This window comes from Mucilaginibacter boryungensis (assembly GCF_015221995.1).
Lineage (GTDB): Bacteria > Bacteroidota > Bacteroidia > Sphingobacteriales > Sphingobacteriaceae > Mucilaginibacter > Mucilaginibacter boryungensis.
Map to the genome: position 1 here is coordinate 2825418 of NZ_JADFFM010000001.1, position 13368 is coordinate 2838785.

Genomic DNA, 13368 nt, shown 5'->3' on the forward strand with positions numbered 1-13368 from the left:
GAAATTACATTACTACCCCTTCAACAGAATGCAGGGCCACGCGGTTACCTTCGGTATCAATAAACACGGCCATATAGCCATATTCGGGAGCGATATGTGTTTTTGGGACTACGATCTTACCGCCCGCCGGCTCAATCCTGTCAACTATGGTTTGAATATTAGGATTAGCATTCAAATAAATTAACGTGCCCTTATCTTCAGATGGTGTGTGGAAACCGCCTGAATCGCAAAGGGTACCGCCTACACCTTTCATCGGGTCGGTTAACGGGAAAAAGCACATCTTCATGCCGGGCATATCCATCCGCTGCATGGTGATATCGAAAACTGCTTCGTAAAATTTTTGTGCGCGTTCCATATCCGTAACCGGGATCTCGAACCAGCTGATGGCATTGTCAAAAGTCATATCGTTTTAGGTTTTACTTTACCCGAAGATACTGTTTTCCTTCGATTTATAAACCTATCCATTGTGATCTCAGGGTTATTAAAACATCAAATTTATGGTTTACACTTTTTGGCACATGTATACTATCAAAATGTTGACTATCAATATTTTAAATTAAAAAATAACCCAAATTTTGTAAACCATGTAAACCATGATTTGGCGCTTAATGACAATCTCAGCAATATTAACCAATGACAGCGAAGCGTAATGACTAATGACTACTATGCGCCGCCTCCCAGCCTATCATAGCTGTCTTGCGGACTGCGCCCCAATGGTACTGGCCAAAATCACCCGTCGACCGGATAACCCGGTGACATGGGATCAAAAAAGCAACCGGGTTGCTCCCCACCGCGCTGCCCACCGCCCTCGAGGCATTTGGCGCCTGGATACTTTGCGCCAGCGAGCCGTAATCGGTTAGGCCGCCCATGGGTATCCGCAGCAGTGCTTCCCATACTTTAAGCTGGAATGGCGTGCCCTTCAGGTGAAGCTTTACCTGGTTTAACTTTTGCCAGTCCTGTGTGAAAATGTACAGGGCATTTTGCTGAATAGTATCAACCATCTGGTTATAATTAGCGTTGGGGAATTGCGCGGCAAGCAGCTCAAACCCCGCTGTCATATCATCTGCGAAAGCCATATAACAAATGCCTTTATGGGTTGACGCGATAAGTATCTGCCCGAAAGGTGTTTCGGCAAAGCTGTAGTTGATGCTTAATGATTGCCCGCCGTTTTTGTACTCAGCCGGGGTCATGCCTTCAATGTTCATAAACAGATCGTGCAGGCGGCTTGTGCCGGATAGGCCTGTTTCAAAAGCGGTGTCGGCTAAGGTTGCACGGTTTTGTTTAAGCAGGTTCTTGGCATAATCGATGCTTAAATACTGCAAAAACTTCTTGGGACTAATCCCGGCCCAATCGGTAAACATCCGCTGAAAATGGAACGGGCTGATGTGTACTTTTTCGGCTACTTCATCTAAGTTTGGCTGGGCTTTAAAATTGTCTTTTAAATAGGTAATGGCCTCAGCTATGCGCTGGTAGTTAATTGCTTCCTGGGTTTCCATGTGTTTCAAATTTATGAAACAAAAGTATACCGCAGGCAAAAGCTATAAAACCCGAAACTTGCGATGTTTTTTTACCTATTTTTGGCCAGTTCATTATACTACCGAATGGGTTACAACAGCTTACAATCCTGCCTCACCGATCTTGAAAAAAGCGGGCACTTAATCCGCATTAAACAGGAAGTTGACCCCTATTTGGAAATGGCGGCCATACATCTGCGCGTATTTGAACACCAGGGCCCGGCCCTGCTTTTTGAAAATGTAAAGGGCAGTAAGTTCCCGGCGGTATCTAATTTATTTGGCACGCTGGACAGGTCACGCTTTATTTTCAGAGATACGCTGGATAAGGTGAAAACATTGGTCGATATTAAAACCGACCCGATGCAGGCTATAAAACATCCGTTTAAATATGCCAATACAGCGCTGACAGCTTTCTCCGCCCTGCCTATGAAAGTTAGCAAGAATGCCCCTATCAACTTCGGCAAAACACAGATCAGCGAGTTACCGCAAATTGTAAACTGGCCTATGGATGGCGGGCCTTTCGTAACCATGCCACAGGTTTATACCGAAGATATTGACAAACCCGGCGTGATGAATGCCAACCTGGGTATGTACCGCATCCAGTTAGCCGGAAACGAATATATACTGAATCAGGAAATTGGTCTGCATTATCAATTGCACCGGGGCATTGGTGTACATCAAACCAAAGCCAACGCAAAAGGCCAGCCATTGAAGGTGAGCATATTTGTAGGCGGGCCGCCATCGCACCCGGTAGCGGCGGTAATGCCCTTGCCCGAAGGGTTATCTGAAATGACCTTCGCGGGAGCTTTGGGTAACCGCCGGTTCAGGTATTTTTATGATAACGAAGGCTTTTGCATATCTGCCGACGCTGACTTTGTGATAACCGGCACCGTGATGCCGCATGAGAACAAACCCGAAGGCCCCTTTGGCGACCATTTGGGATATTACAGCCTAACGCACACTTTCCCGTTATTGAAAGTGCATAATGTGTATCACCGTAAGGATGCGATATGGTCGTTCACTGTGGTTGGTCGTCCACCGCAGGAAGATACCAGTTTTGGCGCGCTGATTCATGAAATAACCGGCTCGGCCCTGCCACAGGAAATTCCGGGCCTGCATGCCGTAAACGCGGTGGACGCGGCTGGCGTACACCCCCTGCTCTTTGCCATTGGCAGCGAGCGTTACACGCCTTATATTAAAGAGCGCAAACCACAGGAGATCCTGACCATCGCCAACCATATTTTTGGGAAGAACCAACTGAGCTTGGCCAAATACTTATTCATCGTTGCTAAAGAAGATGACCCGGCCTTGAATGTAAATGATATTGAAGGCTTTCTAACCCACATATTAGAGCGTGTCGACCTTACCCGCGACCTGCATTTCCACACCCGCACCACTATTGATACGCTTGACTATAGCGGCAGCGGGTTAAATTCTGGCAGTAAGGTTGCCATTACGGTAGCGGGTGAGATTAAGCGCGAGCTTTGGAAAGAACTACCTGCAGGATTTGATCTGCCTAATATCTTCACCGGCTTTAAATTGGCCATGCCGGGTATATTAGCGATACAAGCGCCTAAATATACTACGGAACAGGAAACCAATACACAGATTGAAACCCTTAACGACCATCTGAAAAACCAGGACCTGAACGGGTTACCGCTATTGGTTTTATGCGATGATGCCCGCTTCACAGCCCAAAACATCAACAACCTGGTTTGGGTAACCTTTACCCGCAGTAACCCATCGCACGATATACATGGTATTAACAGCTTTACCGAGCACAAACACTGGGGCTGCAAGGGCCCACTGATCATTGACGCGCGCATTAAACCACACCATGCCCCTGTGCTGGAAAAGGACCCTGCGGTTGAGAAGCGAGTGGATGCATTGGGGAAGAAAGGCGGTGCGTTGGAAGGGATTATTTAATGCTTTCACCCTCTAATGTCATTTCGAACGAACCAGGCGCAGACTGTGTATTAGCGTGAGGAGAAATCTTATATATGAAGCCCGGCTGCGCTTATAAGATTTCTCCTACGGTCGAAATGACACTGCGTTGTTCCCTATTGCTGAATAATCAGCAACAGTTTCTGCGGCGTTTCGTAAGTGAGTTGTTTGTATTTAACCACCTGCGTACCCAGGCAAACGGTATCTACTTTATTATCCTTATGGGTGATGTATATTTTACCGCGCACATCGGGTTCCTGATCGTTGTCTATCACTTTCATATCGCCCAACACGCGCATTAGGGTATCAATACCGGCTTTGCTTATCACATTGGTAACCGTCGGTTTCGGGAAGTATTTATCAAAGCTTTCGCAGGTAATGCGGAACATGGTTTGGCGGCCCAGTTCGGTATTTTTAATGGTAATGCTTTTAATGTCGTCAGAGGGGTTAGCCTTTTTGTTTTGGCATGCAGCCAAAAGGATTAGCAATGAAAATAATGTGATGTAAATCTTTTTCATATTCTTCTAACATAAGAGAGAGTCACAAAATTTTGTGACTCTACATTAAATACCACCTACTTCAATTCATCCAGCACCCGAAACATTTTCTGCTTAATTACACCTGATGACCCGCTGTAATTATTCACCATAATAGAAAAGCATAGTTCACGACCATTATGGTTTTGATAACCGGCGTAAGTAAGTACGTTGTTGATGCTGCCGCTTTTCATTTTCATGTTATTATAAGTAGGCAAGCTTTCATAAAAATCGGGGAACCAATCGGTGGCCTTGTCAATTTTTAGAATGGTGGCCATAGTCCGGGTGGTTACCCTGTCGCCGGGAGAGAGGCCGCTGCCGTCGACGATATTAAGCGAGTTGGGGTCAATACCTTTGGCCTTCCAAAAATCCTGCAAAACCTTAACGCCATTGGCAGTAGTTACCGGCTTACCTGCTTGCCAGGCCAGTGTTTTAATCAACTGCTCGGCATACAGGTTAATGCTTTTCTTATTCAGCCAGTAAACTATCTTGCTCAATGTAGGCGAAGCAATGGTGAGCAGTGGTTTTTGTATCACCGGCACCGGCTGGTTTTTTGTGTTCAATGTATTAACGGATTCGGCAGTGCCGCTAACATTCAATCCTAAACGTTTCAAGGTATCAATTATACGATAAGCCATATCATAAGCCCCGTCCGGCAGGGCTACAGAAATACTTTTTTCAGATTTATCAACGGCATAACTCCCACGCAGATAGAAGGTGGTATTACCTACAGGCAGCGAGGGATATGCCCTATCACCTGTCCCGGCGGCACCATTGATAAGCTCACTTTTAAATTGATAGTAAGGCATGGCGGGTACAACGTTTGTAATCCCTATCTGGCTACCAACCGGGCCTGTTTTTAATTTGATATCGAACTGGTTTTCTCGCCACACTAATCCCGATGTCCCCGAACCGTAATAGCTGCCGATATCCTGCCATATCCAGCCTTCGGGGATAGATTGCGTACCGAAAGCAGATTCATCACCGATAACACGGCCGTTTACTCTTTTTATTCCGGCCTTTTGAATGGCCGAGGTAATGACACTTAATACCGAATGTTCTTTAGTATTTTCATAACGCCAGCTGCCCAGTGTCGGGTCACCGGCACCTTTAATAATGATATCGCCGTTAAGGGTACCGTCGGCAGTAATAGTACCGGTATAACCAACCTTGGTTTGATATTGAAAATCTTTACCTAAAAGAAAAAACGCTGTGCTTGAGGTGATGGTTTTCAGCGTAGATGCCGTCGCCAGACCCATATCAGCGTTATTGGCAAATACCACTTCGCCGGTTTTGGCATCCAGCACGGTTAACGATACCGATGCATAACGGCACTGGCTATCCTGCTGCAAGCGCCCGTATGCGGTTTGCAGTTTTTGTTGCAGATCCTGCGCCGAAGCGCTTATGGTAATTATAAATAAACTAAGCAGCAGCGGTTTCTTCACCCTCATTTTTATTGTTACGATTAGCTATATAATAAATAGGTACACCAATTAAAACAATGATAAGGCCAGGCCAGGTATATTCCTGCTTGTATATTAACAATAGTCCGCAGAAAGCCAGGCCCATTAAAATGTAAATAACAGGCAATACCGGGTAACCAAAGGCTTTGTATGGCCGCTCGGCATCGGGGCGTTTTTTCCTTAAGATAAAGATGCCGAAGATGGTAAGGATATAAAATAATACCACCACAAACGATATCATATCCAGCAGGTTACCATAAGTACCACTAAGGCATAATATAGAAGCTACCAGGCACTGTATCCATAAACCAAACTCGGGCACGGCGGCTTTATTAAGTGTGCCTGTTCTTTTAAAGAACAAGCCATCTTTTGCCATGGTATAATAAACACGCGCGCCGGAAAGAATCAGGCCGTTATTGCAACCAAAGGTTGATACCATGATCATCAGCGCTATAATGATGGTACCTATATTACCGAATATTACAGTCGATGCCGCTACTGCTACCCTATCTTTTGGCGCCGAAGCAATATCGTGCAAAGGCAAAACTGCGGTGTACATTACGTTAGCCGATACGTAAATGATGGTAACAATAAGTGTCCCCAGGAAAAGGCTAAGACCGATGTTGCGCTTAGGGTTTTTCATTTCCCCGGCAATAAAGGTTACGTTATTCCAGGCATCGCTGCTGAATATAGAACCTACCATAGCTGCGGCAATAGCGCCTAAAGCCACGCCCGTTGTTAAGCCTGTATTTAAGCTATTACCGTTCTTATCAAGACCGTGCATTTGCCAGGCGTTGGCCCAATTGGCATGCCATATCTCGGGCTTCATAGCCAACAGGCCGAAGATGATCAACCCAAATAAACTTAGCAGCTTGGTTAGTGTGAAAGTAGTTTGGATGATCTTACCGCCCTTTACGCCACGGGTGTTGATATAGGTAAGTACCACTATCAATGCTATGGACACCAATTGCGCGGCGCTTAAAGTAAATGTGTGTCCACTACCCCACGGCATGCTGAACAAAATATGATCCTCACTGAAATAAAGCTTTAAACTATCGGGTACTACATAAGCCGCAAACTTAGAAAACGCCACCCCTACCGCAGCAATGGTGCCGGTTTGTATCACCGCAAAAAAGCTCCAGCCGTAAAGGAACGCGATCAGTTTGTTGTACGATTCTTTCAGGTAAACATATTGTCCGCCCGCTTTGGGGAACATGCCGCTCAGTTCGCCATAACTTACGGCAGCGGTCAGGGTCATAAAACCGGTGAGCACCCAAACAGCGATGAGCCATCCCGATGAGCCAACATTGCGGATAATATCCGCGCTTACAATAAATATCCCCGACCCTATCATTGATCCGGCCACCAGCATGGTGCCGTCTAAAAGGCCCAGGGCGTGTTTCATTTTTGGTTTCCCGGTGTTCTCCTCCATGTGTTTTGGTGATTGGTTTAAAGTCCTAAGCTATTAAAAAAATCGTAATTGATTAAAAAAACGGCCATAATTATGCATTTAAAGCACTACAACTCCATATTCATTAAAGTCTATTAAATATTCCTGTTGTTAAGAAAATAAGTTTGGTAATTTGCAAGTAAGCCTTATTTTTACACCCTTTCGTTTTTTAACGTATAAAACAAATAATAAACCTAATAGATAACTATGGATTTTTTGAACACTTACTTAATTTACCTTATTCCTGTTTTTGGATTGATTGGTATCCTGGCCATGATCGTTAAATCGGCCTGGGTTACTAAACAAGAAACCGGAGACGCCAACATGAACGAACTGGCCGGTTACATAGCCGATGGGGCCATGGCGTTTTTACGTGCTGAATGGAAAATACTAAGCTACTTTGTAGTAGTTGCAGGTTTATTATTAGCTTATTCGGGTACCACTGTGGCTACATCAAGCCCGGTTATTGCCATCTCGTTTTTAATTGGCGCGTTCCTTTCGGCATTTGCCGGTTTTGTGGGGATGCGCATTGCTACTAAAGCAAACGTACGCACTACCCAGGCTGCTAAAACAAGCCTGGCGCAAGCCTTAAAAGTATCGTTTACAGGTGGTACAGTTATGGGTTTAGGCGTAGCTGGTTTAGCTGTAATGGGTTTAGGTACCCTGTTCATCATATTTTATACGGTGTATGTTAAAAACACCGGCGGCGATGTAAACCACGAAGCTATGGCTAAGGCGCTCGACGTATTGGCAGGTTTCTCGTTAGGTGCCGAATCTATCGCGCTATTTGCCCGTGTGGGTGGCGGTATTTACACTAAAGCTGCTGATGTTGGCGCCGACCTTGTAGGTAAAGTGGAAGCCGGTATCCCCGAGGATGACGTGCGTAACCCTGCTACTATTGCCGATAACGTTGGTGATAACGTAGGCGACGTTGCCGGTATGGGCGCCGACTTGTTCGGATCGTACGTGGCAACTATGCTGGCTACCATGGTACTGGGCCGCGAGATTGTATCACATGATGCTTTTGGCGGTATTGCCCCAGTTTTATTGCCGATGGTAATAGCCGGTTTAGGTTTGCTGTTCTCTATCGTTGGCGCTTCATTCGTGAAGATCAAAAACGAAACCGACAGCGTTCAGAAAGCATTGAACCTGGGTAACTGGATGTCTATCGTATTAACTGCGGTGGCCACCTTTTTTGTAGTGCGCTGGATGCTGCCTGAAGGCTATTTACATTTAATACGCGATGAAGATGCTACCGGCGCTGTTAAAGAAGGCGCGTTGGTTTTTGATAAAACCGGCGTATTCCTTTCTATTATGGTAGGTTTAATAGTAGGTACTTTAATGTCTATCATTACCGAATACTATACCGCTATGGGCAAACGCCCGGTGCTGAGCATTATCCGTCAATCATCAACCGGGCATGCAACCAACATTATTGGTGGTTTAGCTATCGGGATGGAATCGACCGTATTGCCGATCATTGTATTAGCAGGCGGTATTTATGGTTCATATCATTTTGCGGGTTTGTATGGTGTATCGGTTGCTGCAGCCGGTATGATGGCCACTACCGCTATGCAATTAGCTATCGACGCGTTTGGCCCTATTGCCGATAACGCCGGTGGTATTGCCGAAATGAGCCAACTGCCTGAAGAAGTTCGTCACCGTACAGATAACCTGGATGCTGTAGGTAATACTACTGCCGCTACCGGTAAAGGTTTCGCTATCGCGTCGGCGGCATTGACCTCACTGGCTTTATTTGCAGCCTTTGTGGGTGTTGCAGGTATCGAGCATATTGACATTTACAAAGCCGACGTTTTAGCCGGTTTATTTATAGGCGGTATGATCCCGTTCATCTTCTCGGCCTTGTGTATCTCGGCTGTAGGCCGCGCGGCTATGTCGATGGTGCACGAAGTACGCCGCCAGTTCCGCGAAATACCGGGCATTATGGAGCACAAAGCCAAACCCGAGTACGAGAAATGCGTGGAGATCTCAACCAAAGCCTCTATCCGCGAGATGGTTGCTCCGGGTTTGATCGCGCTGATCACCCCTATCATTATCGGTTTTGTATTCGGCCCTGAGGTATTAGGTGGTTTATTGGCTGGTGTTACCGTATCGGGCGTGCTGATGGGTATTTTCCAAAGCAATGCCGGTGGCGCGTGGGATAATGCTAAAAAATCATTCGAGAAAGGCGTGGAAATCAATGGCGAGATCTACTACAAAAAATCTGAACCGCACAAAGCTTCGGTTACAGGTGATACTGTAGGCGATCCGTTCAAAGATACTTCAGGCCCTTCAATGAATATCCTGATCAAGCTGATGTCTATCGTATCGCTGGTTATTGCGCCTCATCTGCATAAAGAAGTGAACCAAAACAAGCGGATACAAAAAGAGTTACAACAGCGCTCTATGATCACTCATGTGATACACGCTGATAAGAAAGCATAAATTGTTGCTGGTGGACAACACCAACAACGGCATTCAATCATAATAAAAATGGCCCCGAAAATCGGGGCCATTTTTATTATAGTACACTTTTGAAATGCCTTTTAGCAGATGATTACAAATTGCCCGCTAAAAAACTTTCTATCTGTTTACAACTAACCAGGAACGGTTTATGATCGATAACGATATTGACCTGCTGACCGTTAATGGTATAACTGCCGCTGATGTGGCTGCCCAATAAAGGTACGCGGATAGTCCCGGCGGTCTCATCGCCTTCAGCGGTGCCGCCCTGGGCGGTTACTTTCGATTTTAAAGTCTGGATCATCACGCTTGCCGGCTGGGCAAAATTGATGGTGAGGTTACATGCCATAGTAAATTATTAAGGCGCAATTGTACGGTTTTGTTTTGGATGATTAACACTTAAAAATATTTAGGTGTAAATACAGGCAGCCAAATATTAAAATACCAAGCAATATTTATTAACCACAATGATAAATACTAATATTATTAGATAATTGTTGATAAATATAGCCATTGTTAATAATTATCATAACCAATTATTACGATTACTACATAAATTAGCTAATGTTTAATATTAAATATATATAATTATGAGTAAGTATTATGTTAACAACCATGCACAAGCAAGTGGCGACCATGAGGTGCACAAAGAAGGTTGTAGTTGGTTAAATCAAGTAGTTAGTAAGACCTATTTGGGTGATTTCTCTAGTTGTTCTGGGGCTGTCACAGAAGCAAAAAAGACATATCCAACAGCCGACGGCTGTGCATATTGTTCACCATCATGCAATAAAGGTTAAATCATGAATAAAAAACAATCTTCACCAAAAGAAGCCAGTAAAGCTTCAAAGGTTTTACAAAATCCGAATTCTTCAAAAGTGGCAAAAAGCCTTGCAGGTTCTGTGTTATCACAAGCCAGTGGAAAGAAGAAATAGTATAACTTAATTTTATGGAAACTAACTGACTGCCCTTGATGATAAATCAAGGGCTTTATTATTTACAAAATTTAATTTTAACTGCCTTCCGTTACTGCCAGTGTCCTCTATTTGTTACGCCCACAAGGCCGGTAGATTATTAATCATCCTATGCGATTGCTATCGCTTAGCAATGACCATATGATTAAACAGCATTATCCGCTCAACCTAAACCTGATAATAGTGTAAACCCCGGAATGAAGCGCAGCGCAATGAGGAGTTGGAACGGATAGCGGGGCTGCCGGCTGTTATGAAAAACTGGCTTTCATTTACAAAACACTCTTTAACTTCATTGCGAAGAACAAAGCAATTGCAGAGCTATACAAAACCGATATACTCATCGGGAGATTGCTTCGTCCCTCGCAATGACGGGATGGTGATAGGGCTTAAGAGTTTTAACTTAAGACTTTACGACTTTCAACGCCCCACCTACATTTATTTCGGCATTTCGTATCCGTACTATCTATTCCTTAACCTGTTGGCCTCAAAAAGTACTATATAATTTTGTTTTAAAACTTGTTTGTTACAATGGCAGTTTTATCATATCAATAAAATTAATTAGGTTTGGAGAACATGAACAAACTTTACTTTAACTAAACAATGAAGTTATTTATTAAGAAACCTATTAAGCAACTGATGGCTGCATCGGCCGAAACAGAAAAAAGCTTAAAAAGAACACTGGGTGTCGGCTCGCTGATTGCCCTGGGTATTGGCGCTATTATTGGCGCGGGTATTTTTGTGCGTACAGCAGCGGCAGCAGGCGAACATGCTGGTCCGGCCGTTACTATCTCCTTTTTAATTGCAGCCGCAGGTTGCGCGCTGGCCGGTTTATGCTATGCCGAGTTTGCCAGTATGATCCCTATCGCCGGTTCGGCTTACACTTACAGCTATGCTACCATGGGCGAGTTCATTGCCTGGATCATAGGCTGGGATTTGGTGCTGGAATACGCCCTTGGCGCCGCTACCGTATCTATAGGCTGGGCACAGTATTTTAACGAATTTTTAGAAACTTTTTTCCATTTCCACATACCGTTCCAATGGTGCCATTCGCCGTTTGAAACCTCTATCACCACCGGCGGCATGTATGCCGACCAGGTAGGTGTGCATGGTATAGTTAACCTGCCTGCTATATTTATTATCCTGCTGCTTACACTGTTGCTGATAAAAGGCACGGCAGAATCGGCCGTGGTAAATAACATTATTGTAATTGTTAAAGTGGCCATTGTATTAATGATCATTACTCTGGGCTGGCATTTTATTAACCCGGCTAACCACACTCCTTACCTTATCCCTGCTGATAAAGGCAGTGTGGTAACCAGTACCGGCACCATAAATTACGGCGATACGTTTAACCACGGCTGGCTGGGTGTACTGCGCGGTGCAAGTGTGGTTTTCTTTGCCTTTATTGGTTTCGATGCCGTATCTACCGCAGCACAGGAAGCTAAAAACCCGCAAAAAGATATGCCTAAAGGCATCCTGATATCACTGGTGTTCTGTACCATCCTTTATGTGCTTTTCTCGCACGTATTAACCGGGTTAGCGCCTTATACCGATTTCCTGATCAAAGGTAAAGAAGCTTCTGTAACTTATGCTATTAAAACCTTTATGCCTGGTTATGGCTGGTTAGCTTCGCTGGTAACTGTGGCTATTTTGGCCGGGTTCTCTTCGGTTATCCTGGTGATGCTGATGGGGCAAACCCGTGTGTTCTACACCATGAGCACCGATGGCTTGATACCGTCAATTTTCTCTAAACTGCACCCTAAATTCCGCACGCCATACAAATCGCAGTGGTTATTCTTTGTGTTTGTATCGATATTTGCCGGCTTTATCCCCGACCGTATTGTTGGTGACATGGTAAGCATTGGTACCCTGTTTGCGTTTGTGCTGGTTTGTTTAGGCATAATGATACTGCGCAACACCGACCCGAACATCGAGCGTCCGTTTAAAACCCCTATGTATATGATCGTTTGCCCGCTGGGCGCCGCCATCTGTTTATGTATGATAGCAAGCGAAGGCTGGGAAAACTGGGCACGATTGATCGTGTGGTTGCTGATAGGCTTTGTGATTTACTTTGGTTATTCGGTTAAGCGCTCGCACGTACGTAAAGGCGTTATCGATATCCCTAAAGACCCGATCAACCCTAAATATGTGGAATAGTATTCCTATATAAATTTAACAAAAAAGGCCCTGATATATCAGGGCCTTTTTTGTTTGTAATAGCCAGAGATGTGTAACCTGCGGATCGATCACTCCATCGGATTATTATTCTTTTGACCAGCTATACTTTTTCATTGCATTTTTGTTTAGCTTTAACTTACACGCCTAAGAAACAGTTTTATGAGCTCATATTTTATCCTCGATCCCAAGCAGATCCTGTCTGTTACCATGATACTATTTGCCATTATTGATATTTTGGGCGCCATCCCCATTATTATCGATCTGCGGCAGCGCGTGGGCCATATCGAATCGGAGAAGGCCTCGGTAGCTGTTTTGGTGCTGATGGTGCTGTTCCTTTTTGTGGGCGAAGAACTGCTGAAAATTATAGGTTTAGATATACCCTCGTTTGCTATTGCCGGTTCGCTGGTGATATTTATTATCGCTATGGAAATGATACTGGGCATAAAGGTGTTTAAGGAAGAAGTTTCCTCTACAGCATCCATAGTCCCCCTCGCTTTCCCGCTGATAGCCGGCGCAGGCACCATGACCACCCTGCTATCGCTGAAATCGCAATATCAAACCCAAAACATTATTGTAGGTATTGTGCTGAATACTATTGTGGTTTACCTGGTGCTTAAAAATGTAAAATATTTAGAGCATTTATTGGGCAAAACCGGTTTAGATATTTTACGAAAAGCCTTTGGCATTATCCTTTTAGCCATAGCCATAAAACTATTCAGAAGCAATACACATTTGTAGCATTGCGAATTCAATTATTGGCGGGTTCAGATTTATAGTATTATCGGCCTTCTACGCTTAATCTATGGTTTTTATAGGGTACTTAAATACTGCAAAATAACCTTTGTGGCA

Annotated in this window: 11 protein-coding genes; 5 read left to right on the forward strand and 6 right to left on the reverse strand. The window is 44.6% G+C overall.

From position 1 onward, the window contains the following. Positions 1-4: 4 nt before the first annotated feature. Both IRJ18_RS11920 and IRJ18_RS11925 read right to left on the reverse strand, forming a co-directional pair. The gene (locus IRJ18_RS11920; RefSeq protein WP_194106422.1) at positions 5-403 is read right to left on the reverse strand and encodes a VOC family protein; all 399 of its coding nucleotides are present in this window, start codon (positions 401-403) and stop codon (positions 5-7) included. A gap of 250 nt (positions 404-653) precedes the next feature. Next, complete coding sequence (locus tag IRJ18_RS11925) at positions 654-1496, reverse strand: bifunctional helix-turn-helix domain-containing protein/methylated-DNA--[protein]-cysteine S-methyltransferase (RefSeq protein ID WP_194106423.1); 843 nt, start codon at positions 1494-1496, stop codon at positions 654-656. 105 nt (positions 1497-1601) lie between these two features. Between IRJ18_RS11925 and IRJ18_RS11930 the strand changes: the two genes are divergently transcribed. Beyond that, positions 1602-3440, forward strand: a complete 1839-nt coding sequence (locus tag IRJ18_RS11930; protein WP_194106718.1) for a UbiD family decarboxylase — start codon at positions 1602-1604, stop codon at positions 3438-3440. A gap of 134 nt (positions 3441-3574) precedes the next feature. Here IRJ18_RS11930 and IRJ18_RS11935 read toward each other — a convergent pair whose 3' ends face one another. The 3 genes from IRJ18_RS11935 to IRJ18_RS11945 are packed head-to-tail and all read right to left on the reverse strand — an operon-like array spanning position 3575 to position 6889. Further along, a complete protein-coding gene (locus tag IRJ18_RS11935) occupies positions 3575-3976 on the reverse strand; it encodes a hypothetical protein (RefSeq protein WP_194106424.1) in 402 nt (133 codons plus the stop codon). A gap of 56 nt (positions 3977-4032) precedes the next feature. After that, a complete protein-coding gene (gene dacB, locus IRJ18_RS11940) occupies positions 4033-5445 on the reverse strand; it encodes a D-alanyl-D-alanine carboxypeptidase/D-alanyl-D-alanine endopeptidase (protein WP_194106425.1) in 1413 nt (470 codons plus the stop codon). Further along, on the reverse strand, positions 5417-6889 hold the full coding sequence (locus IRJ18_RS11945; RefSeq protein WP_194106426.1) for an APC family permease: 1473 nt from the start codon (positions 6887-6889) through the stop codon (positions 5417-5419). Before IRJ18_RS11945 ends, dacB begins: the two co-directional genes overlap by 29 nt. A gap of 225 nt (positions 6890-7114) precedes the next feature. Between IRJ18_RS11945 and IRJ18_RS11950 the strand changes: the two genes are divergently transcribed. Then, the gene (locus IRJ18_RS11950) at positions 7115-9352 is read left to right on the forward strand and encodes a sodium-translocating pyrophosphatase (protein WP_194106427.1); all 2238 of its coding nucleotides are present in this window, start codon (positions 7115-7117) and stop codon (positions 9350-9352) included. A 112-nt stretch (positions 9353-9464) separates the two neighbouring features. Here IRJ18_RS11950 and IRJ18_RS11955 read toward each other — a convergent pair whose 3' ends face one another. Continuing rightward, positions 9465-9719: a hypothetical protein gene (locus tag IRJ18_RS11955; protein WP_194106428.1), complete on the reverse strand. Its 255-nt coding sequence runs from the start codon at positions 9717-9719 to the stop codon at positions 9465-9467. Positions 9720-10170: 451 nt separating this feature from the next. Here IRJ18_RS11955 and IRJ18_RS21150 point away from each other — a divergent pair, with 451 nt between their 5' ends. From IRJ18_RS21150 to IRJ18_RS11965, 3 genes are all read left to right on the forward strand, one after another. Continuing rightward, the gene (locus IRJ18_RS21150) at positions 10171-10302 is read left to right on the forward strand and encodes a hypothetical protein (protein ID WP_262893273.1); all 132 of its coding nucleotides are present in this window, start codon (positions 10171-10173) and stop codon (positions 10300-10302) included. A gap of 639 nt (positions 10303-10941) precedes the next feature. Beyond that, the gene (locus IRJ18_RS11960) at positions 10942-12498 is read left to right on the forward strand and encodes an amino acid permease (protein ID WP_194106429.1); all 1557 of its coding nucleotides are present in this window, start codon (positions 10942-10944) and stop codon (positions 12496-12498) included. Between the two features lie 180 nt (positions 12499-12678). Then, positions 12679-13257 carry a MarC family protein gene (locus tag IRJ18_RS11965; RefSeq protein WP_194106430.1) on the forward strand — a complete coding sequence of 193 codons (579 nt, stop codon included), beginning with the start codon at positions 12679-12681 and terminating at the stop codon, positions 13255-13257. Positions 13258-13368: the final 111 nt, after the last annotated feature.